The sequence below is a fragment of the Leeuwenhoekiella sp. H156 genome, assembly GCF_052218455.1.
Lineage (GTDB): Bacteria > Bacteroidota > Bacteroidia > Flavobacteriales > Flavobacteriaceae > Leeuwenhoekiella > Leeuwenhoekiella parthenopeia.
The window spans coordinates 1,053,071-1,076,728 of record NZ_CP197499.1 but is presented as its reverse complement, the minus strand read 5'-3'; the positions used below and the strand labels follow the sequence as shown (position 1 = coordinate 1,076,728).

Below are 23,658 nucleotides of genomic sequence, written 5' to 3'. Positions count from 1 at the left end.
ATTTTGCAGCGCTTTTCAAGCACAAAGTATAACATATGAGTATTGTAGCTATTGTAGGGAGACCTAATGTGGGTAAATCAACCCTTTTTAACCGATTGATTCAGCGCCGGGAGGCGATTGTTGACTCGGTAAGTGGGGTAACCCGTGACCGTCATTACGGAAAAACCGACTGGAATGGAAAAGAATTTTCAGTCATTGATACCGGTGGGTATGTAAAAGGGAGTGATGACGTTTTTGAAGAACAAATTGATAAACAGGTAGAACTGGCCATAGATGAGGCAGACGCCATCATTTTTATGGTTGATGTGGAAGCCGGAGTGACCGGGATGGATGAGGATGTGGCCAACTTGCTGCGTCGCCAGAATAAACCCGTTTTTTTGGTAGTAAATAAGGTTGACAACGCGATGCGCGAGGAAAATGCTGTAGAATTTTACAGCCTGGGTCTTGGCGATTATTATACCATTGCCAGTATAAGCGGTAGTGGTACCGGAGACTTGCTGGATGCCCTTGTTAAGATTTTACCGGACAAACCCGAGGTTGAAGAAAATATTTTACCCCGTTTTGCCGTGGTAGGCCGTCCCAATGCCGGTAAATCGTCTTTCATCAACGCCCTGATCGGTCAGGAGCGTTATATCGTGACTGATGTCGCAGGTACGACACGTGATGCTATAGATACCAAATACAACCGTTTCGGTTTTGAATTTAATCTGGTTGACACCGCGGGGATACGCCGTAAGTCAAAGGTTAGGGAGGATCTGGAGTTTTATTCGGTGATGCGCTCGGTACGTGCGATAGAACATTGTGATGTATGTCTGGTTGTCCTGGATGCCACCCGTGGTTTTGACGGGCAGGTGCAAAATATTTTTTGGCTCGCAGAGCGAAACCGAAAAGGGATTGTTATTCTGGTGAACAAATGGGACCTGGTCGAAAAGGAAAACAAAACCATGCGTGAATACGAGAAGCAAATTCGCCAGGAAATGGAACCCTTTACCGATGTGCCTATTGTATTTATTTCAGCTTTAACCAAACAACGGGTGTATAAAGCGATTGAGACTGCTGTTCAGGTTTTTGAAAACCGAAGCAGACGCGTTAAGACCAGCGAGCTCAACGAACTTATGTTGCCGGTTATAGAAGCCTACCCGCCACCGGCAAATAAAGGAAAATACATCAAGATCAAATATTGTATGCAGTTGCCTACACCGCATCCGCAGTTTGCGTTTTTCTGTAATTTACCCCAATACGTTAAAGAGCCGTATAAGCGTTTCATCGAAAACAAACTACGTGAACAATTTGACTTTCAGGGTGTGCCTATTTCGGTATACTTTAGAAAAAAATAATTTTTTTTACAGCCTTAAGCCTTTAAAAGCCCGCTTTTTTCAAAAAAGTGGGCTTTTGGTTTTAAACCATTGTTAGAAATCAGCGTCTTATCAATAAATGTATTCAATACATATATTTATTTTATGAAGTATGCTCTACTGTTTTTCCTAACAATTTTAGGTGCCACGACTCTTTTTGCTCAGGAATTCAAAATTAGTGGTCGTGTAGTCGATACTGGTACTAAAGAACCGCTTGAAGCGGCGACCGTATTTGCTGAGGCGGTTAAAGACAGTTCACTGGTGGTATACTCGATTACAGATGCAAAAGGAAGGTTTGAGCTTGAAGGAAAAACAGCTTTAAAAAAGATCAATTTAATAGTTTCCTTCGTTGGCTTTAAATCCTACACCCAGGTTATAGATTTGAGTTCACAGCGTGAATACGATCTAAAAGAAATTGCTTTGAGTTCTGCAACAGAAAACTTAAACGAGGTTTTAGTGGTAGGCAGAACCCCTCCCATACGTTTTAAGCAGGACACCACCGAATTTAACGTAGCATCCTTTGACACGAAAAAAGATGCGAATGTCGAGGATTTACTGAAAAAATTACCCGGGTTTGAAGTAGATGCGAATGGTGCTGTTACCGTAAATGGAATACCGGTAGATAAAGTGCTGGTTAACGGGAAGCCTTTTTTTGGCAATGATCCTACTATTGCCACCCGCAATTTGACCAAAGATATTGTTGAAAAAATTCAGGTGGTAGACAGCCGTACGCGAACGCAGGCTTTTACCGGGGAGCAAAGTGACGGTGAGAATAAAACGGTTAACATTAAAATCGCAAAAGATAAAAACCGGGGGACTTTTGGGCGTGTTGCTGCTGGAGCGGGTACAGACGAACGCTTTGAATATGCAGGTATTGCTAATTATTTTGATAATGATCTGCGCCTTAGTGTCCTGGGTGGCGGAAATAACATCAACCGCGCCGGGTTTAATTTTGGAGAAGTAAGCTCCACATTTGGTCGCGGAGCTGCCTGGTCGATAACAGGAGGAGGTAATGATGGCGGGATTATTAACTCGAGAGTTGGAGGCGCCAATTATGCTGATGACTGGGGTAAGAGCACCAATCAGGCCACTGCAAATTACATCTATCAGGCATCAAATACTACTCAGGATAGACGGTCCAGTGCTAAAAGTGATATTCCCGAGCGCAATCCGGATACAGATGAACTTGTGTATAGGACTCAATTTAGTGAGAGCATGAGTAATTCCTATAGTACTAACGACCGGCATAGATTCAATCCCGAATATGAAACAGTTATTGACTCAGCGTATTATATAGAGATACGTCCGGATTTTTCCTATAATGAGAGCTTTAATACCAGTAATTCTGAGGAAGACACTTTTGATGAGAATCGGGAAATTCTTAACGAGAGTGAGGGCTTCAGCAGTAGAACTAGTTTTAGTCGTGATTTTAATAATAGGTTAAGCGTAACCCGAAGGTATGGAAGCGGAGGAGGCTACATTAGGTTAGATTTGAACAATTCCTATTCAAAAGACGAAAGCAATTCGTCAAACCAAAACGAGGTTATTGCATACGTTCCCGGCACTCAGGGGCAGGTTATTGATGAAGAAAACAGCTTAATCCGGGATCAAATTATTGAAGGGAATCAACAAAATAACAATTTATATACCCGCCTACGCTGGAAAGCTCCTATCGTGAAGGATTTATTTTTCTTCTCTGCAGAATATAGTTACAATCAGGACTTGAGGGAGGATGAAAATTTTGTTTTCGATCAAAACCGGGATGGTGCTTTAGATACCGAGCAAAGTGCCGATTTTTCAAATGAAAACGTTGCGCACAGGCCAGAACTGGGTCTTGAGTATAGAGACAAAAAACTAAATATTGAAGTGGAAGGAGCCTTTATTTTTAGAGAGCTCGCCAGTAATGAAACAATCACAGATGTTGCTTTTGATAATTATTTTGAAGCACTTGAGATTGAGGTGGATCTGAGGTATCAATTTACCAAGAATACCCGCTTGCGTTTTGGTTATGATCTTGAAAACGACATACCCAATATTAATCAACTTTCCCCTTACGTAGATATAAGTAATCCAACATTTATTAGAACCGGTAATCCGGACCTGGACCCTACCACACAAAACCGTTTTAATTTAAATTTTAATACCTACGATGTAAATAAGGAAGCTAATTTTTATGTGTATTCTAATTATAGTGCCAGTAATAATGAGATCATCTCTAATACGATAAATGAAAACGGTTTTCGAAGGTCAACATTTGCCAATGTTGACGGTAATTATACGTTTTCATCCGGATCGGGATATGGTAAAAATTTTAAGCTTGATAGTCTTAATAGTGTACGCTTAAATTTGGCTATGAATTACAACCTACGTCAAAGGCAAAATCTTGTAAACGGCACACAATTTTCAGCCTTAAATGAATCGTATGGGCCCAGAGTTGATTTCAATTATACCTATTCAGAAATGGTATCTGCCCGTATTGGTTATAACCCCAATTTTGAGTACAATAAATTTGAAAATGAAAATCAGAATGATGTTTATATTTTACGTCATGAGGCATCAGCAGACCTGCGTTTTACCTTTGGGAATCTTGAATTTGAGAATGTATTGAATTACAATTACAACTCAAACATTCAGGAGGGATTTCAGAAAGGGTCCCTTTTCTGGAACAGTTCTATACAATACAGCATACTTAAAGATAATGGCCTGATTACCCTAAGAGGATATGATGTGCTTAAACAAAATAACAACGCCAGACGAATCGTTCAGGGGCAGGGTTATGTAGATGTTCAGTCCTTAATTTTACAACGGTATTTTATGCTTGGGTTTAGTTATAAATTCAACACCCTGGGTGATAAACCTCCCGGATATGACCGGGGTGATGGTGGGCGGCGTTACCGGGGTCGCAGGTATTAAATCATTCCGCACCAAAAGCTTATAGTTGCTGGTTTTTAATACCAGGCTGTGTGATCAATTTCTGGACGAAAAAGCTAAGCTAAAAATTAAGGTCTATGATTTACCGGATCAGGTGGTTGATACCCGAAGGATTACCGGTGAAGATTTTGTACAGGACACAAATAGCCTGATTCTTACTCAATATGCGATGTTGAGTTTTACGTATAGGCTTAAGAGTTTTGTAGGAGCTAGTCAAAATAGAGGCAGGGGCGGTTACCGAAGATAGTTCCTATTCAACACTTTTAGATTTGTTAATTATTTCTTAAAACATTAAACTAATTTTATAGTTTTAGAAATAATGATGTTATTCGCATATCAATCAATCAAAAAACAAAATGAACATCCGTTTTCTCCTTAGCCTGATTTTGGGCCTGCTCTCCTTTTTTTCGTATTCACAGGATTTTACAATTACCGGCCGTCTGGTAGATCAGGAACAAAAGACTCCACTTGAAGCAGCAACAGTTGTTCTCGAAACCCTGAAAGATTCCACAATGATAACGTATACGATTACAGATCGTAATGGGGAATTTAAATTAAATAGTAAGGTAAACCTTAATCAGGCAAATTTGTTTGTAACCTTTGTAGGTTACCAATCTTACGAGCAAAGAATAGACCTGAGTAAAAATCGCACGCAAAACCTGGGTGATATAGCTTTGGAATTTCAGGTAGAGTCCCTGGGCGATGTCGTGGTCAAGGGCCGTGCAGCACCGGTTGTCATCAAGCAGGATACGCTTGAGTTTAATGCCGCCTCGTTTAAAACCAATCCCGATGCGACTTTAGAAGATTTACTCAAGGAATTACCCGGTGCAGAGGTTGATGCAGATGGTAGTATTCGTATTAATGGCAAACCGGTGAGCAATATCTTGGTTAATGGTAAACCTTTTTTTAGCGACGATCCTACCATTGCTACCCGTAATCTTACTAAAGAACTGATCAATAAAATTCAGGTGGTAGATACTAAGACCGAGTCTGAAGAGTTTACCGGAGAGGCCGGGGATAGTGAGAATAAAACGATTAATATCACCATTGACGAGGATAAGAATAAAGGTTTGTTTGGAAGAGTAGCAGCCGGTGGGGGTACCGATGATCGTTTTGAATATGCGGGTATTGGAAACTACTTTGATAACGATTTGCGATTTAGTCTGTTAGGAAGCGGTAATAACATCAACTCGCCCGGCTTTAGTTTTGGTGAGATCGAAAAAATGTTTGGTAATGCCAGCTATATTTCCATAAGTAGTAATGGAGGTTTTAATGTAGGTGGAAGAAGTTTTGGCATGGGAGATGGTATTGTGAACTCTCGCAATGCCGGGATGAATTTTGCCAATGATTTTGGTGAAAAAATTGAAACTTCAGCAGACTATTTTTATTCAGGAGCAAACAGGTTTGAGGAAACCGAAAGGGTTCGGGAAAATATTTTACCTCAAAATCGATTTATTTCCGCCAGTAGTTCACGCAGTGACGTTGAAACAGATAACCACACCGCCAACTTAAGATTTCAAACCAAAATTGATTCAACCTTCTTGGTTGAAGTCCTGCCCTCTTTTGAGTATTCAGAAGGATTTAATCAAAGTTCGGGAAGTTCATTAACGCGTAATGCAAGTGGCGATTTGGTTAATGAAAGCAGTTACGACAACAGCAATGACCGGCAGAGCCGCAATTTTGGTAACCGGCTTACGGCTACCAAACGTTATGGAAACAAAGGTGGTTTTATCCGCTTAAATGGAAACCTCCAATTAGACGAAACACAAAGCGCAGATTTTACCGATTCGGAAACTGAAGTTTACGGGGATGACCCCAATACAATTCTGCGGAACCAGTTTACTGATGGCGATAACAATAATAATAGTATAACGACAAACCTAACCTGGCGTATTCCGCTAATCGCGAAAAAACTTTTTATAGAGTCTGAATATGAGTTTGTAAATCAAAACCGAACCAATACCCAGTTGGTTTATGATTTTGATGGAAATACACAATCTTACGATCAGCTCGTTGAAATCCAAAGTACCGATTTTGAAAGTACCAACCGCAGTCATAAACCTCAACTTGGGCTTACCTATAATTCAAAAAAAATACGGGCCAGTGTAAGAGCCGCATATGTAAACCGAAAGTTAACCGGTGAAGATTTGCTGACAGATATTAACGGAAACCGGGTGCGCGATATCGATTTTGAGAATGATTTTGACGCTCTAGAAGCATCAAGCTATATCAATTTTAATATTTCTCAAAAGTTTAGCTTTTGGACTTCCTATAATTTAAGAAATGACGCTCCGGATGTACGACAACTTTCGCCCTATCTGGATGTTTCAGATCCTATCAATACCCTTCAGGGTAATCCAGACCTAAAACCTACTAATAGTCATAGATTTAGTTTTGGAGCTAATAACTACGACTGGGAAAGCAGAACTGGGTTTTATACGTATGCTGGAGTCACCTTGACCAACGATCAGATAGTAAATCGAACAACGGTAGATGACAACTTTGTAAGACAAACTACTTTCACCAATGTGGATGGTGCTTACGATGCATATGCCAGTATGAGTTACAATAAAAAAATGAAGATAGATACTCTTAAAACACTTACTGTAGAAACGCGTATTTTCGGGAATATTGAGCGGTTTGTCAATTTCTTTAATGAAGATCAATATGCCAGCATCACGAAAAGAATTGGACCTAGTCTGGGTTTACGGTTCACCTGGGCTAATTGGTTTGAGTTGCGTCCTGAGTACGCTATCGAGTTTAACAGAACAGATTTTAACCGGGATTTCTTCGATGGGCAGCGCTTTACGCAGCATAATGCAAGATTGCGTACCACGACTTTTTTTCCGGAATGGCTGACCTGGGAAAATGACATACGTTACATCTATAACCCTAATGTGGGGGCAGGTTTCCAGGGCAATGCCGTCTTCTGGAATTCATCTTTGGCTTATTCCTTCATCAACGATAAGGCGCTCGTAACTTTTAAGGTTTATGACCTGCTTGACCAAAACACCAATGCCAGGCGTAACGCCACCCAATCCTATATAGAAGATGTGCAGAGCACCGTCTTACAGCAGTATTTTATGTTGAGCTTCAGCTATAAGTTTAATACACTGGGTAAAAAAGGTGAGGTTAGTGAGAATGGGTGGTGGGATTGATTTTAAACAAATACAAAATACAAAATCGGAAAAATTAAAAAACAGGAGTTGCTGAAACTCCTGTTTTTAATTTTTAATACTCTCCAAAGCTTTTAAATACCCCAATAAATTAAGCAAGTGCTCTTCAGAGTGCACACGCATTAAGGTGTTGAAGTACCAAAGCGCATCGTCAAGACTGGTATTTTGCAATCTCCAGGCTACTTCGCTGAGGTCAATAATGAGGTCAGAAAGATCGTCTATCGCGTCACCTGTGAGGATTTCCGGTTTTTGGTTGGGATCGAGAAATTGCGCTAACTGCGCATAATCGTGAAACTCGGGGAAATTCACTTTCACGTGCGCGTAAACGAGTCCGTAATCCATGCGTTCAATCTCTTCGTACAAACGCTCATCAAAAGAAGGTTCCAGATTTACATAAAGTGCATATAGATCAACCAGTGCTTTCTTTAAAGCCAATGGCTTATCTGGCTTTGCAATGGTTTCGGTACCGTATTGAGTAATGCGTTGAATGAGATTGAGAAAAGCTTCCAAAAGAGTTTATTAGGTTATTCGATTATTGAGTTATTGGTTTCTTTTGCTTCGCTAAAGCTTTGAGAAATATATTCAGCTACCGCTTAGAGAATTCTGAATTAAAAAACATCCCTCCATACCTCCCTTCAAAGGGAGGTTTTTCATTCTAATCATATTAAAAGCCCCTTCCTTCGAAGAGGTTTCCTGAGTGATGCGACTAGAGGAACATTGTATCGAAGGAAATGGATGTAATTTCCAAATTGCTTAGCAATAACAATAACAATAACAATAACAATAACAATAACAATAACAATAGTAATAATTGCTATTTTACCAACCCCCGGAAGCCCCACCACCGCCAAAGCCACCACCGCCGAAGCCGCCACCAAAGCCGCCACCTCCGCCAAATCCTCCACCGGAAGATCCGCCACCAAAACCACCGCCGCCCAGGCCGCCACGGCCCATACTGCTCAGGATGATGACGTCAAGCAGACTGCCTGCGCCACCGCCTCTTCCGCCATTGCGGCCACCGCCACGCGAGCGGCTCAGGATAAAGATGATCACAATAAAAATGATAAGCACCGGGAAGATATTAAAGCCTTTGGAGTCGTTTTGACGCGTTCCCTGATATTCGCCTTGCAGCATTTGAAACAGCGCGTCTGCACCCTGATCGAGCCCGGCGTAATAGTCTCCTTTTTTAAACTGCGGAATCATAATGCGGTTGATGACCTGCTCGGCCATGCGGTCTGTGATGATGGTTTCAATCCCATAACCGGTATTGATATCTACCTTGCGGTCTTGCGTAGCCAGAGTGATGAGAATACCGTTGTCTTTGTCTTTCTGACCAATTCCCCATTTCTGGCCCCATTTGGCTCCCAGAAAACTGATGTCTTCGCCTTTTGTGCTGGGTATAATCACCACCACGATTTGGGTGGAAGTCGTGTCGCTGTATTTGACCAGTTTGTTTTCCAGAGCAGCTTTTTGCCCCGTGCTCAATAAACCGGCATAATCATAAACGCTGGTTTGTTTTTCAGGAACGGAAGGAATATCGTATTGCGCAAAACTTTTCGCCGTTAGGCAAAAAAGAAATGCCACGAGCAAAAAGTTACGGAATTGATATCGTTGAGTTATATAGGTCAAGAGGTTGATATTTCGTCTGAAAGTTCGTTGACATCATCAGCATCCCACGGGAAAAACTTCGCAAGCTGTTCCCCGGCAGAATTGATTCCCTTTACCAGACCGTCTTTGAACTTTCGGTTTTTAAATTCGGTTTGCATAAGGTCTTTGGTGCTTTGCCAGAAGTTTTCGGGAACCACTTTGTTGATGCCGCGATCTCCACAAATGGCGAACTTTTTAGCGTCAACGGCCACGTAAATGAGTACGCCGTTTTCAGCCTTGGTGTTATCCATCTTCAGAAAGTGAAACAATTCCTTTGCACGTTCAAAGGCGTCTATCTCACACTTGCGTTCGAGGTGCACCCGTATCTCTCCGGAAGTTTTAAGCTCTGCCTGGCGAATGGCTTCTACAACTTCCCCTTCTTCTTTGGCGTTTAGAAAATCTTCTACGACAGATGCCATTAGGCTGCATCGTTATTGAAGTCGAAGTTGACTTCAGGTGCATTTTCGGCGCCGTCATTGGCTTCAAAATAACCCATTTCTTCAAAGTTGCCTATGAAGTTGTTGACGATGTTATTTGGGAAGGTTTTGATGTGCTTGTTGTAAGGTCTAATCGCCTCGTTGTAGCGGTTACGTTCTACATTGATGCGGTTTTCGGTACGTTCCAGCTCGTTGATGAGTTCTTTAAAATTCTCATTAGCCTTAAGATCGGGATAACGCTCTACGGTAACCAAAAGTCTGGATAAAGCCGAACTCACCCCACTTTGAGCCTGTTGAAACTGCGCCAGCTGCTCGGGTGTGATGTTGGCCGGGTCGATATTAACACCGGTTGCTTTAGAACGGGCTTCTATTACGTCAGTCAGTGTTTTTTGCTCAAACTCGGCGTAGCCTTTTGCGGTATTTACAATATTTGGGATGAGGTCTGCGCGGCGCTGGTAGGCACTTTCTACATTACCCCATTGCGCGGTGGCATCTTCTTTTAACGTGATCGCAGTATTGTAAAAACCTTTAAAGAATGAATATCCTATAAAGACTAAAATAACCACAACTATAATTGCAATAATTCCTTTTTTCATGATTTTGATTGATTAGAGTTGATCTTTTAAATCCTGCAGTTGGGCCTTTATGGCTTCCAGCTTGCGGATGAGATCAAATTTATTGAGTGTTTGGTGTTTGTTTTCCTTTAAATGCGTTTTGGCGCCTTCCAGCGTAAAGCCCCGCTCCTTGACCAAATGGTAAATAAGCTCGAGATTTTTAATGTCTTCGGGCGTGAACTTACGATTGCCTTTCGCGTTTTTTTTGGGTTTTAATACATCAAATTCCTTTTCCCAAAAGCGCACCAGCGAGGTGTTGACGCCAAAGGCATCAGCAACTTCGCCTATGCTGTAGTATAATTTTTCGGGCAGGTCAACGTGCATTAATCCAGCGATTGGTTTTCGAGTTGTGCTTTCTGTAAAATTACGTCAAACTCTTCAGGCGATAGGTTTCCGTAGTAGAAATTTATCGGGTTGATGCGCTCACCATCCTTAAAGATTTCATAATGCAAATGCGGGGCTTCAGAACGCCCGGTACTGCCTACAAAACCTATGAGATCACCGCGTTTCACCTTTTGTCCCGGTCTCACATTGTACTTGTACAGGTGGGCATACAGGCTTACATAGCCATAGCCATGATCTACACGGATGTGGTTACCATAACCTGTGGCATTATTATCGGCTCGTTCAACTACACCATCACCTGTCGCATAAACCGGAGTTCCTCGAGGCGCGGTAAAATCCATCCCATAGTGAAACTTACGTTCCTTGGTAAACGGGTCTGAACGATACCCATAACCCGAAGCGATGCGGGTAAGATTTTCATTAGATACCGGTTGAATGGCAGGGATTGCAGCCAGTAATTTCTCTTTTTCTTCGGCCAAAACTGCGATTTCATCAAGCGATTTGCTTTGCACGACGAGTTGTTTGGTCAAAATGTCCAGACGCTTATTCGTTTCAATAATCATTTTAGAGTTATCAAAACCTTCAAGGTCTTTGTAGCGGTTAACCCCACCAAAACCGGCCTTGCGTTGCTCATCAGGAATGGGATTGGCCTCAAAATAAAGCCGGTAAATGGTATTGTCGCGTTCTTCGATTTCGCTCAGAACGGTCTGCACCTGATCCAGTTTTTTATTGAGAACCCCGTATTGCATTTTCATATTTTGCAATTCGCGTGCGAGTGCTTTTTCGCGGGGCGTTTCCAGATCGGGAATATTGAGATAAATGATTAGTAAAATAAAACCTGCAAGAAACGAGGCAACAATAGATAAAGCTACATAACCCAGTTTACGACCCTTGCGCTTCTCTATCTTTTTATAGGAAAGCGTCTCTTTGTCGTAATAATATTTAACCTTAGACATTGTTTAAATTATTCTATTTTTGCGTTAATGAAAACCCGCGAATCGTGGGTGAATCTTGAGTAAAACCTCAGGATTTAACGGAAGATTTTTAATGCTGAAAGCAGTCTAAAATCCTCAAAAATCCCTCCTGAATCAGAAGGGTAACGAACAAATATAAAAAATAGTTTGCCGGTAAACTCATTTTGGCAAAAACCAGTCTAAAATTTACTCATGAAATCCCAGGAAATTCGCGATACTTTTCTTTCATTTTTTAAGTCCAAAAACCATTCCATCGTCGCTTCAGCACCTATGGTGATCAAAAACGATCCCACGCTGATGTTTACAAACGCCGGGATGAATCAGTTTAAAGAATACTTTTTGGGGAATGGAGTGCCCAAAGATACCCGGGTGACCGATACGCAAAAATGTCTTCGCGTTAGCGGAAAACATAATGATCTGGAAGAAGTGGGTAAAGATACCTACCATCACACGATGTTCGAGATGCTGGGTAACTGGAGTTTTGGCGATTATTTTAAGCAGGAAGCCATAGATTGGGCCTGGGAGTTGCTTACCGAAGTGTTCAAAATGGATAAAAACAACTTGTATGTGACCATTTTTGAAGGCGATAGCAGTGAAAATCTGGAGCGCGATACCGAGGCGTATGACATTTGGAGCAAGCACGTGCCTGCAGACCGTATCTTAAACGGAAACAAAAAAGACAACTTCTGGGAAATGGGCGATCAGGGACCCTGCGGACCCTGTTCTGAAATTCACGTCGATTTGCGTTCGGAAGAAGAAAAGGCAAAAACACCGGGAGCTCAACTGGTCAATGCAGACCATCCTCAGGTGGTTGAAATCTGGAATCTCGTTTTCATTCAGTACAACCGAAAAGCAAACGGTTCGCTTGAAAATTTACCCGCAAAACATATTGATACCGGGATGGGCTTTGAACGTCTCTGTATGGCGTTACAAGGCAAAAAATCAAATTACGATACCGATGTGTTTACGCCGCTTATCCGCGAGATTGAAACCATCACCAATTCTAAATACGGAACACAGGAAGAAACCGATATCGCGATTCGGGTGATTGCAGATCACGTACGCGCCGTTGCTTTCTCCATTGCAGACGGACAGTTGCCCAGCAACACCGGCGCCGGGTATGTGATACGCCGTATTTTACGACGCGCGGTACGTTACGGTTTTACCTTTCTGGATACCAAAGAACCGTTCATTTACAAGTTAGTTGGCGTATTGGTTGATGAGATGGGCAAAGCGTTCCCCGAGCTTAAAAAACAACAAAACCTCATTTATAACGTAATCAAGGAGGAGGAGCACAGCTTCTTGCGCACTTTGGATCAGGGCTTGATTTTGCTCGATTCGATCATTGCAGAGACACAAGGTAAAGAAGTATCGGGTACCAAAGCTTTTGAGTTGTACGACACCTATGGTTTTCCTATAGATTTGACCGCTTTGATTTTGGGCGAAAAGGGGTACAGCCTCGACGAAAAAGGATTTCAGGCCGAATTGCAAAAACAAAAAGACCGTTCACGTGCTGCAGGAAAAATTGAAGCCGGAGACTGGACGGTACTCGAGGATGATGCCGAAGAAGAATTTGTAGGTTATGACACGCTCGAAACGCCTGTGCGCATTACCCGCTACCGAAAAATAAATACCAAAAAAGAAGGTGATCAGTATCAACTTGTTTTTAACCTGACTCCGTTTTATGCAGAAGGTGGCGGTCAGGTGGGCGATAAAGGCTATCTGGAAGCACCCAATGGCGATGTGATCTACATCACCGATACCAAAAAGGAAAACAACCTGATTATTCATCTGGCTAAAAACCTTCCGAAAAACTTAGATGAGACCTTTACCGCGGTGGTAGATGCCAGGCAACGCAACCGTACCCAGGCAAACCATACCGCGACACACTTGTTGCATCAGGCACTGCGCGCCGTTTTAGGAACGCACGTAGAACAAAAAGGTTCTATGGTGCACAGCGGTTATTTGCGCTTTGACTTTTCGCACTTCTCAAAAGTAACGCCTGAAGAATTGAAAGAAGTAGAGCAGTTTGTAAACGCCCGTATTCAGGAGCAGCTGCCGCTTGAAGAGCAACGCGGTATTCCGTACGATCAGGCGATTGCGGAAGGTGCGATTGCGCTATTTGGTGAAAAATACGGGGATTCCGTGCGTACTATACGTTTTGGCAAGTCGATGGAGTTGTGTGGCGGTACCCACGCAGACAATACCGGTGACATCTGGTATTTTAAAATCAAATCAGAGGGAGCGGTTGCTTCGGGAATTCGTCGTATTGAAGCGATTACCGGCGACGCGGTGATGCAGTATTTTGAAGAACAGGACGAAACGCTTGAATCTGTACGCGGTCTGCTTAACAACACCAAAGAGCCTGCAAAAGCCATTGAAAACCTCCAGGAAGAAAACAACGAACTCAAAAAGCAGCTCGAGTCTTTACTGGCTGAGAAAGCCAAGAATGTAAAAGGTGAACTCAAAGCAGATCTGGAAGAAATAAACGGAATTCAGTTTCTCGCCCGTGAGGTGGATCTGGATGCAAACGGCATCAAAGATTTATCTTTTCAGTTGGGTGGTGAAGTAGAAAATCTCTTTTTGGTACTGGCTTCGCGTCAGGGCGATAAGGCTTTGTTAAGTTGTTATATTGATAAAGATTTAGCTAAAGCGAAAGACTTAAACGCGGGTACCATTGTACGCGAACTGGGTAAATACATTCAGGGAGGTGGCGGAGGCCAGCCGTTTTTCGCTACCGCCGGCGGAAAAAATCCCGATGGGATTGTAGCTGCTTTGGGAGCGGTGAAGGAGTACCTGGGGTGATGGTTTGATGTTAATCGTTATTAGTCAATTGGGCTTTTGTTAGAAGTAAAAAGTGGGCAGTCTCAGTAGACAGTTAGGAAATACAAAATACAAAATCAGAAATTAGAAATAACCCAATCTTGTCAGGTCGAGCGTGTCACACTGAGTTTGTCGAAGTGCAGTCGAGACCCATCCGCTCCTGCGCGATTGTATCGCGCATTGTTTCTAATATTTTTTAAGGAAAACGGTATATCATTTAACCTCATAAGGACTAAATAAAAATCTGGAATCAATAAAACACCCTAAAAGTGAATTGGTTCTGATAAAACAAAATAAGTGACGATTGATCGTATAGTGCAAAAAAGAATGTTTGTTCTGTTTTTGATTTCACAAATACTAATTGTTTGTATGAACATAATGATATTTGGATCGAATGAAATCACATCTTATAATAGAACCATAGGTTGGGCATTTGATTTTAGGTATTGGGTCATAATTACTAAGCCTTTTCTCTGGATAACAGTGTTTTTAGGCTATGGGGCTCTAAGTTTATTGAGATATTCTACAAATAAGATACTTTCGATAATTCATTTGATAGCTATTTTCCTGATTTTTATAGTAGTGGTAATTTTATCCCTGGGTTCAGGTATCGTCTTGACTCTATTGTTTTTTTCAGCCTTGGTTTTTTTAATGAATTTTGGTTGGGCTATAAAAAATGGAATTAGTAAATCAGCCGAGTTGAGAAAAACGATATAAAAAATAATAAATAGGAATAACAATAAAAATATCTACGTTGTCAGGTCGAGCGTGTCACACTGAGCTTGTCGAAGTGCAGTCGAGACCCGTACTATCTCGCGATTGTAGTGTAAGTTTAAATAACCTAATAATCAACAACTTTCAACCCGAAACAGTTGGCAGTCTCAGTAGGCAGTTAGCGAATATGAAATACAAAATCAGAAATTATAAATAACCGAATCTTGTCAGGTCGAGCGTGTCACACTGAGCTTGTCGAAGTACAGTCGAGAACCATCCGCTATTGCGCGATTATATCGCGCATTGTTTTTTGTCAGTTCAACAATAAATAAGAAATCATAAATACTGGACGCTTTTCAAATAACCCAATAATCAATAACTCTTAACCAAACAGCACCCAATTCCAATAATAGCAATACCAATAAAAATAAGTGCAACTCCAAACCAAAATCCCGCTTCAACCTACCGCTAATCCTATTGATTACGATTCGCAGATTATGCTGGTGGGCAGTTGTTTTGTAGAGAATATTGGGGCGAAATTCGAATATTATAAGTTTAGGAATACCATAAATCCGTTTGGGATTTTGTTTCACCCGGAAGCCATTGCCCGGTTTTTTGAACAGGTGGCTGAGCGTAGAGAATTCAAAGAAAGGGATTTTGAAGAAATAAACGGAAATTTTGTATCGTTTGATGCGCATTCTAAACTTAGTGCAACTTCTGCAAAAGCTGCGACAGAGCAGCTCAATACAGCCCTGGCTGGTGCCTATGACCAACTCCAAAAAGCCACGCATATCTTTATCACGCTGGGCACAGCCTCGGGATATCGTCATAAAGTACAGGATAAAATTGTAGCCAATTGCCATAAAATTCCACAGCGGGAATTTGAGAAAGAACTGGCTTCGGTAGCTGAGGTTGAGGCGGCTTTGCAGCGTACGTTGCCAGCTATAGCAAAACTTAATTCCAATGCTTCAGTAACCTTTACCGTTTCTCCCGTGCGCCATATTAAGGATGGTTTTGTCGAAAACCAGCGCAGTAAGGCGCATCTTATTGCTGCGGTACATTCGGTAGTAGAGCGGAGTGATCGTGCTTTTTACTTTCCGGCCTATGAGATTGTAATGGACGAGCTGCGGGATTACCGCTTTTACGACCGCGACCTCATACATCCTAACGCCCTTGCGGTTGATTACATCTGGGAAGCTTTTGAGTCGGTTTATCTTTCGCCGCAGGCTAAAGAATTAAAAGGGCGGGTTGAAGAAGTGCAGCGTGGTTTAGAGCACAGACCTTTTAACCCAAATTCAGATCAGCATCAGCAATTCCTTGAAAAACTGCAGCAAAAAATAGCCCGGCTGCAGCGGGAAATCCCTCATATTCAATTCTAAATACGGCAATTGCCTTATGGATTGGTGTTTTGGTTTACAGGAGATTTGTCTTGTAATCAAAAACCAAAACCATGAACACAATTATCAAATTCACATCCATTTTTTTTCTGGGTCTTTCCCTAAGTCTCACGTCCTGCTCCACAGATGATGACGGGGGGGACAGCGCCGCAGGTGAAGGCAATCTTACCGCAAAAGTTGACGGAAAGGCCTACAAGTCTATGCCTGCTGCGACTACTGCTCAGGAGAGTTCTTCCGCCAATATCGAAATCATTACCATTAGCGGCGGTAGTGCAGATTCTGAAAACATTCAGATTACCATTATTGGCTTTGAAGGCGTTGGCACCTATACCCTGAACGCGGTAAGTCTGGGCACCTACACCTATCTTAAGGACAAATCTGATTTTATGAGCGCTCAGATTTTTTCTACTGCGACGGGCGCATCATCTAATGGCGAGATTAAAATCGCGGAGTATACCAAAGGTGAAAGCGTTAAGGGAACCTTCAGTTTTACGGGGTATCTTACCAGTGATACCACCAAAAAGGTGGTTGTGAGCGAAGGCGATTTCAACGTAAAAATTAAGTAAGTATTACTATCGAAAATCTCAAGTGTTGAGGTTTTTACACGAAGCCGGAAGCAGGAGTAATTCTGTTTTCGGCTTTATTGCTTGCAGCGGAGGCCATATTTATTTAAAAGAGGTATTTAAACGCTGTTTTATCTCGAGCCTCAGCTCTTGTTTTCTCTTGTACTACGTCAAAATATACGGCAATTGCCCTATTGATTAGCGGTTGATTTTCAGGGACTTTTGGAGTGTAAAAACTTTATAAACCGAAGACTTATGAAAATTCAATTACACCATTTAAGCAGCATCGTATGCTTGTTGCTTTTTACCGGAGGCCTTTTTGCTCAAAAAGCTGAAACTCCAGATTATACCTACGATGTAGGCGGAAATATCAATAATATGACTCTGACTTTGGCCGGAACGATGGTCGTCTCAACCAGTGATGGTCTCGTGGGTATTAAGCCGGGTTCTAACGAGCTGGTATTTAAGTTTACCGATTATGGTAGCGTAAAGCCTGAAGAGGTGACATATATTCCTGCTTCACCTTATCTTATCGTAGATCAGGGAGGCGTAGGGGGTCTTAAAGCTTTGTCGGCTTTATCGAGCAAAAAAGCGGTTATTGATTACATCTCAGGTAAAGTGATTTTCACTACCGAAAGTAAAGGCTGGAAAACCGTTCAAACAGCAGATGTGATTATGCCCGATAACAAGCTCGTCATCAGCGGACTTCAAAAAGAAGGTTCGATGGCTGAGAAAAACACAGCTAAACTGGCTGTTTATGATCTCATTACCGGCAATCTCGATTATTCCTTTTTCCTGAACGAGCCGGGTAAAACAACAGCTAAATATTTTGCTGTAACGGGGACGCCTTTATTATTGAAAGACAAACTATTGGTACCTACAACTCAGGGTATTTATGCGAAAAGTCATTCGGGGCAAACGCTTTGGGAAAATGACGTAAAAGATGTGAACTGGATGACCTCAAGCGCAGATGAGAAAGAAATTTATGCTTTTGACGTAAACGACACCGGGAGTAAAACCGAAATCATAAAAGTGAAGCCCGATGGCGGTGAAGCATGGGGAGACAAGGTAAAAGTTGACGGGGTGGTGAGCAATTTTCAAATCGTACCCCAGGGTCTGATTGTAGTGAGTGATAAAGATACTTCCGGAAAAAGCGTACTTGCCGGTCGGTCTGAGTCAAAAATCAATCTTCTGAGCGCAGCTAATGGTGAGGACCTTTGGGATAAAGCACCTAAAACCGGTGGTTTTGTGCAGCATTTCTATGTGATGGAAGATGGGATTCTATTCGGTATTTATGAAGGTGGAATCAATAAAGTCGCTTTTGACGGTACTCCGTTGTTCAAAAAGCCGCTCAAAACCGGAGAAAACATTCAGATAATGGCCGAAACTCCAAAGGGATTGATCTACATCACCTCTGAAGATGCCAATATTGTAGATCTCAAAACCGGGGAATCGGTTTGGAATAAACCTTTAAAATTCAAGAAGGCTGAAAGCGTTACTTCGGCTTTTGATGAGGCACACAGCCGGTATTTAATCAATGCAGATGACGAGTTATTTGCTGTAGACGCAGCGAGTGGAGACGTATCAACTCTGGCGAATGTAAAGTTTGATGAAAAGGAAAATCCAACCACACTGGCAGTGCGCGATAATGGTATTTTCTTAGGGAGTGATCAAAACATGACCTTACTTGACTTTGACGGAAACGAAAAGTACCATGAGTATTATAAATCTCCGGGCCGAAGCACGTTTGGTAAAATTATGGGCGGTATTACAGCGGTAGCCACTACAACACTTACAGTTGCAATGGCAGCTAAAGCAGGTGCAAACCGTAATGGGATGGATATGAATAATCTGGATAGCTATAATGAAACCGGAAAGGAAGCCAAGCGCGCCCAGGATATGTTTGCATCGATGGCAGGAGCTTCATTTGAATACCTCAGCAAACGCTTCAAAGCTTCTGCGGCGACCGAAGATTCTCAGTTCATCCTTTCTAATCTGGATGACGGTGTAGGACTTGTAAAATTGAGTAAAGCTGACGGGAGTGTGGAAAAAGAAATTCTGCTTAAAGACAAAAAACCGGAGTATGAGGTAGATGATTTTGGAGGCGTATTGTATTACAAAGCCGATAATAAAACCATTTATGCATACAATCTGAGGTAATCTCAAGCTATTAATTAATATTAGAAACTGCCTGAAGCTGCTTCGGGCAGTTTTGTTTAAAAGGATGTATTATTTTTTGATTTTAAGTTCTGTAAGCCTGGTAATTGGGCTGAGTTATTTAGGCTTCCGCTTTATAGAGCACCGCATCGGCGGAAGTTTTTCGCAGTCAAAAATTGCCTTCTTTTATGGTTACGCAGCTTTGGTTTACGCGCTGGCAGCGCTGGTGGTGAGTTGGATGTGGGTGTTTTACATCAACGTGTTCATAGGCGTGCCTTGTTTGATTACCGGTTACTTCTGTGCCAGCAGATACCGAAGGTTGACTGTGGGAGAAAAAATGTATAAACTGTTTTTAGTGTTGGCTTTAATTGCGCTGCTTTTAGCCCTACTGAGTTTAATTGCATTTTTAAATCGCTAACTATTTCGTTTAAATCTATGAAAACCCTGGTTTTTGAATTGCTGAAGCCCAACACCAAAAATTACATGGTGTATGTAAATGCTCTGTTTTTATTGGTTTTGTTGAGTGTGGGTTTTGTGAGTCCGTTGACTGTGGTGATGGCCTACTTTCTCGAAAGTATCATCATTGGGATTTTTAATGTCCTTAAAATGGGTTGGTGTGTGAGGCATACCAATAAACAGGATGGAGGGGGTTTAGGTAATTACAGCATCCTGATTTTCTTTGTCTTTCACTACGGATTTTTTATTGCCATACAGAGCATATTTGCATTTACTTTTTTTGAAATTGAAGGTTCTTCATTTTTTACCGATGGTTTTGCATTGCTGAAAAATTATAAGGCGTTATTGAGATTAGAAGGGATGTGGCTGCTTATTGCCAGTATTGTTTTTACAAACCTTTTGGCTTTTGTGATGAATTTTTTAGCCGAAAAACGCTACGAGCATTTTACCGCGGGCGAACTGATGTCCAAGCCCTATCTGCGCATTTTTGTGCAGCAGTTTGTTGTCATTCTCTCCGGTTTTTTTCTGGTGTTTCTCAAAGCCGGAATGATAGCTGCGGTGCTTCTGATCCTGTTTAGATTGGCGCTCGATCTGTTTTTGATAGGCTTACGCGAAAATACAGAAGCGCTAGACCGCTTTGCGTCCTGGTATGCTGAGAAGAACAGTCAAATGAGTTTTGAGAAAATCAAAAAGCAATTGCTGCTGTTTACCGAATAAATTTTAAGTAATGGATGCGATTTCGGGATCTGTATGGTTGGTTTTTATGGTGGCCGGCTACACCTTGCTGTATTATGTGGCTTATAAATTCGTGTTGTGGATAGCGAGCAAATACGTTTTTGCGACCGAACCAGGCTATTTGAAGGGTATCCTGGCGGTACTGCTTCTCATTCCTATGCTCATTTTGGTATGGGATTTTACATTTACAGGTACCGTATTTACGGCTTTGCCCCCATACCTAACCGGACTTCTGGTTCAGGTTTCGGTATTAAAAAGCAATTTAAAGCCAAGGCTTAAAAGTATTCTTGCGGGTTTCTACGTTATAATAGGGATTGTATTTATCGGGCAGGCTATGATTTAAAACTGAATGGAAATGAGCAGTATTTTTTCAATACCGGGAGCATTAGTTGTAGCGGCAGTATTACTGCTGTTTGTGATGCTAGTGCTGTATTTTCAGAGGTTAAAACGGAAAGATCAAAAAGCTGCCGAAATGCGATTACACTATCTAAATGAAAACATTCAGCGCAACCGGGAGCAACTGGCAAAGCGGAAGCAGCTCCTGAATACCTACAATCTTTTAGCCTATAACCTTAGCGAAGCGCTAATCATTCAGCCTGAAATCGCAGTGAGATAAAATTATTCCGGCCGATTTTTAAAAGAAATCTATTGTGGTATTTTTATATATTAGCTTGTAAAAAGCAAACAATCAGATTTTTATGAAACACTATTACGTTTGGACTTTCTTTCTTTTCTTTAATGCTGGCGTTCTTTCTGCGCAGAATATTCAACAAATTGATTCCATCAACGCGATATTGGTTCAAAACTCTTCCCTAAAGACAGATTCCCTATTGGTTATTTTTAAGAATAACCTTAAAGCTGCTGAGCAGATTGATTATAAAAAGGGTATTGGAGAGGCTTATAAAAACATCGCCACCATTTACGGTTATGAAGCCGACAGCAAAAAACGGGTAGAGTATAATCTGAAGGCCATACGTATTTTTGAAGAGAATGATCTCAAACCGCAGGCAGCCAACCTGTATGGAGAGATGGGCTATGGGATGAAGCGTGACAATATGGAGCGTGCTCAATATTATATGAACAAGGGGATTAAAATGGCTGAAGCAGGAAACTACAAAGAGGTGTTAGACCGTACTTATAATAACTACGGTGTGCTAAAAGAAATGCAGGGTCAACTGGATAGTGCGCTTTATTTTTATAAAAAAGGTCTGGCTATTGTTGAAGAACGAAACTATACCGAAGGTTTGCCCTACAGTTACAGCAATCTTGCAGGGGTTTACGGGCAGATGGGCAACTACGATCTTTCACGCGAGTTTTTTTATAAGGCGAAAGCTATACGTGAAAAGATTAATGACCGCAAGGGTATCGCAGAAAATTATACGCAGATAGGAGAGGTGTATTTAGCTGAAGGTAAACCTGCTGAAGCGATACCTTTTTTCGAAAAATCGTTGCCTATCGCACGTAAGGAGGACTACCGCTTCCTGATGCAATATACCTATCAGCAACTTTCGGAAGCATTTAAGCAAATGAAACAGACCGATTCTGCTTTGTACTATTTTGAAAAATATGCGGTTTTCAAAGACAGTATAAGCAGTTTGGAAACCAGTAAACAAATTGCGGCCTTAGAAGTTGAATTTGAAACCGAACAAAAAGAAAATCAGATTTTAAAACAACGGGCACAGCTGGCAGAAAAGGATCTGGAGGTTCGGCGTAAAAATCTGTACATCTATGGAAGTCTGGGGCTCGCAATTGTTTTAGGCTTGCTGGGTTACCTGATTTACAGCCGTCAAAAATTAAAAAATAAGCAGTTGCAAAAAGAAAGCGAACTTCAGATCGCTCTGGCAAAAATCGAGACTCAAAACCGGCTTGAAGAGCAGCGTCTTCGTATTTCGCGTGATTTGCATGATAATATAGGTTCGCAGCTTACTTTTATTATTATGAGTCTTGACAATCTGAGTTATTTGCTGGGAGATGCAGGACAACAGGTTAAAGAGCGTATTGCCGCCATAAGTACCTTTACATCGGTTACCATTAATGAATTGCGCGACACGATCTGGGCCATGAATAAAGAAAGTATAAGCCTTGAGGATTTGCAGGCCCGTGTTGCCGGTATTATTGATAAGGCCGAAAGCACCGGAACCGAAACGCAGTTCAAGGTTGAGGTTGATAGCGTTCAGGAAGATTTTGAATTTACCGCTTTAGAAGGAATCAATATCTACCGCATCATACAGGAGGCAGTAAACAACGCTATCAAATATGCCCAGGCCAACCGGGTAGATGTGATGATGCAGGTTGACCAGGATGTTTTTGATGTGCGCATAACTGATGACGGGCGGGGTTTTGAAGAGGCGCAGATTTTATCAGGTAACGGGCTTAATAATATGCGGAAACGTGCAGCAGACTTAAATGCAAATCTGCAAATACACAGCAATCCCGGAGCAGGCACAAGCATTCATCTTAGAAAACCCCTAAGCTGAATGCCTACAAATCTACCCGGTTTGAGTTAGGCATCAGTTGTGGTGAAAAGTTTACAAAGATTTCGCTTTACGAATAAAAAGCGTATTTTAAACGCTTAAAATCGAAACTATGACTCCCAGTTCTGCCAGCACGGCACAAGCTCCCAATAATGATTTTTATGCAGCTCACGATAAATTATACGTAGCTACAGACTGCATTATTTTTGGCTTTGATGACGGTGATCTTAAGCTGTTAATCTTTAAAAGAAGGGTAGAGCCAGACTCGGGAATCTGGTCATTAATAGGAAGCTTTGTCAAGATCGATGAGGATGTAGATGAAGCGGCACGCCGGGTTTTAAAAGAAATCACAGGTCTTGAAGCGATCTATATGGAACAGTCAAAAACCTATGGTAAAGCCGAAAGAGACCCGGGCTATCGCTGTATTTCAGTAGCGCATTACGCCTTAATGCGTATTAATGATCACGATCGCGAACTTACCCAGAGCCACGGCGCGTTCTGGTACACGCTGCAGGAAATCCCCAAACTTGCACTCGACCATACCGAAATGGTTAGTGATGCTCTTGATAAATTACGCAGAAGAGCGCGTTACCAGCCTATAGGCTTTGAACTTTTACCCGAAAAGTTTACCATTCCTCAACTGCAAAAGCTTTACGAATCAATTTACCAGCGAGAGCTTGATCCCCGTAATTTCAGAAAAAAGGTGCTGTCGCTCAAGGTTTTGGTCAAACTGGACGAAAAAGATAAATCAGGAAGTAAGCGCGGTGCTTATCTCTACCGTTTTGATTCTGAAAAATACCAGGAGCTGCTTGAAAGTGGCTATAACTTCGAAATTTGATCCCCCATCAATAGTGTAAAAG

The 23,658-nt window shown here is 41.8% G+C and carries 20 protein-coding genes; 14 read left to right on the top strand and 6 right to left on the bottom strand.

All coding sequences use genetic code 11. The features are described from left to right. Positions 1-35 precede the first annotated feature (35 nt). From der to ACSSS3_RS04540, 4 genes are all read left to right on the top strand, one after another. Positions 36-1,337, top strand: a complete 1,302-nt coding sequence (gene der, locus ACSSS3_RS04555) for a ribosome biogenesis GTPase Der (RefSeq protein ID WP_442846590.1) — start codon at positions 36-38, stop codon at positions 1,335-1,337. 123 nt (positions 1,338-1,460) lie between these two features. After that, the gene (locus tag ACSSS3_RS04550) at positions 1,461-4,268 is read left to right on the top strand and encodes an outer membrane beta-barrel protein (RefSeq protein ID WP_442846589.1); all 2,808 of its coding nucleotides are present in this window, start codon (positions 1,461-1,463) and stop codon (positions 4,266-4,268) included. 25 nt (positions 4,269-4,293) lie between these two features. Next, on the top strand, positions 4,294-4,533 hold the full coding sequence (locus ACSSS3_RS04545) for a hypothetical protein (protein WP_442846588.1): 240 nt from the start codon (positions 4,294-4,296) through the stop codon (positions 4,531-4,533). A gap of 109 nt (positions 4,534-4,642) precedes the next feature. After that, positions 4,643-7,444: an outer membrane beta-barrel protein gene (locus ACSSS3_RS04540; protein WP_442846587.1), complete on the top strand. Its 2,802-nt coding sequence runs from the start codon at positions 4,643-4,645 to the stop codon at positions 7,442-7,444. Positions 7,445-7,510: 66 nt separating this feature from the next. Here the strand turns inward: ACSSS3_RS04540 and ACSSS3_RS04535 are convergent, their stop codons facing one another. From ACSSS3_RS04535 to ACSSS3_RS04510, 6 genes are all read right to left on the bottom strand, one after another. Continuing rightward, positions 7,511-7,972: a DUF5063 domain-containing protein gene (locus ACSSS3_RS04535; protein WP_442846586.1), complete on the bottom strand. Its 462-nt coding sequence runs from the start codon at positions 7,970-7,972 to the stop codon at positions 7,511-7,513. Between the two features lie 309 nt (positions 7,973-8,281). Then, positions 8,282-9,052: a TPM domain-containing protein gene (locus tag ACSSS3_RS04530; RefSeq protein WP_442847396.1), complete on the bottom strand. Its 771-nt coding sequence runs from the start codon at positions 9,050-9,052 to the stop codon at positions 8,282-8,284. A 35-nt stretch (positions 9,053-9,087) separates the two neighbouring features. Further along, on the bottom strand, positions 9,088-9,528 hold the full coding sequence (locus tag ACSSS3_RS04525) for a TPM domain-containing protein (RefSeq protein WP_228229955.1): 441 nt from the start codon (positions 9,526-9,528) through the stop codon (positions 9,088-9,090). Next, positions 9,528-10,142: a LemA family protein gene (locus ACSSS3_RS04520; protein ID WP_228229954.1), complete on the bottom strand. Its 615-nt coding sequence runs from the start codon at positions 10,140-10,142 to the stop codon at positions 9,528-9,530. Before ACSSS3_RS04520 ends, ACSSS3_RS04525 begins: the two co-directional genes overlap by 1 nt. Before the next feature lie 12 nt (positions 10,143-10,154). Continuing rightward, a complete protein-coding gene (locus ACSSS3_RS04515) occupies positions 10,155-10,484 on the bottom strand; it encodes a MerR family transcriptional regulator (RefSeq protein ID WP_099647197.1) in 330 nt (109 codons plus the stop codon). Then, complete coding sequence (locus ACSSS3_RS04510) at positions 10,484-11,461, bottom strand: M23 family metallopeptidase (RefSeq protein ID WP_228229953.1); 978 nt, start codon at positions 11,459-11,461, stop codon at positions 10,484-10,486. The genes ACSSS3_RS04515 and ACSSS3_RS04510 overlap by 1 nt, the downstream gene beginning before the upstream one ends. Positions 11,462-11,671: 210 nt before the next feature. Here ACSSS3_RS04510 and alaS point away from each other — a divergent pair, with 210 nt between their 5' ends. The 10 genes from alaS to ACSSS3_RS04460 all read left to right on the top strand — a co-directional run bounded on the left by alaS (position 11,672) and on the right by ACSSS3_RS04460 (position 23,636). Beyond that, positions 11,672-14,284, top strand: a complete 2,613-nt coding sequence (alaS, locus tag ACSSS3_RS04505; RefSeq protein ID WP_442846585.1) for an alanine--tRNA ligase — start codon at positions 11,672-11,674, stop codon at positions 14,282-14,284. Between the two features lie 1,163 nt (positions 14,285-15,447). Next, entirely contained in the window at positions 15,448-16,395 is a 948-nt protein-coding gene (locus ACSSS3_RS04500; RefSeq protein ID WP_442846584.1) for a GSCFA domain-containing protein, read from the top strand. Between the two features lie 71 nt (positions 16,396-16,466). Beyond that, on the top strand, positions 16,467-16,979 hold the full coding sequence (locus ACSSS3_RS04495) for a DUF6252 family protein (protein WP_442846583.1): 513 nt from the start codon (positions 16,467-16,469) through the stop codon (positions 16,977-16,979). A gap of 252 nt (positions 16,980-17,231) precedes the next feature. Next, complete coding sequence (locus ACSSS3_RS04490) at positions 17,232-19,136, top strand: outer membrane protein assembly factor BamB family protein (protein ID WP_442846582.1); 1,905 nt, start codon at positions 17,232-17,234, stop codon at positions 19,134-19,136. A gap of 64 nt (positions 19,137-19,200) precedes the next feature. Further along, the gene (locus tag ACSSS3_RS04485; RefSeq protein WP_442846581.1) at positions 19,201-19,551 is read left to right on the top strand and encodes a hypothetical protein; all 351 of its coding nucleotides are present in this window, start codon (positions 19,201-19,203) and stop codon (positions 19,549-19,551) included. 17 nt (positions 19,552-19,568) lie between these two features. Further along, a complete protein-coding gene (locus ACSSS3_RS04480; RefSeq protein WP_442846580.1) occupies positions 19,569-20,306 on the top strand; it encodes a DUF6498-containing protein in 738 nt (245 codons plus the stop codon). 10 nt (positions 20,307-20,316) lie between these two features. Further along, a complete protein-coding gene (locus ACSSS3_RS04475) occupies positions 20,317-20,667 on the top strand; it encodes a hypothetical protein (RefSeq protein ID WP_442846579.1) in 351 nt (116 codons plus the stop codon). 12 nt (positions 20,668-20,679) lie between these two features. Beyond that, positions 20,680-20,940 (top strand): hypothetical protein, encoded by a 261-nt coding sequence (locus ACSSS3_RS04470; protein ID WP_228229945.1) that lies wholly within the window; start codon positions 20,680-20,682, stop codon positions 20,938-20,940. An 82-nt stretch (positions 20,941-21,022) separates the two neighbouring features. Then, positions 21,023-22,801: a tetratricopeptide repeat-containing sensor histidine kinase gene (locus ACSSS3_RS04465; protein WP_442846578.1), complete on the top strand. Its 1,779-nt coding sequence runs from the start codon at positions 21,023-21,025 to the stop codon at positions 22,799-22,801. 109 nt (positions 22,802-22,910) lie between these two features. Then, positions 22,911-23,636: an NUDIX hydrolase gene (locus tag ACSSS3_RS04460; RefSeq protein WP_228229943.1), complete on the top strand. Its 726-nt coding sequence runs from the start codon at positions 22,911-22,913 to the stop codon at positions 23,634-23,636. Positions 23,637-23,658 lie beyond the last annotated feature (22 nt).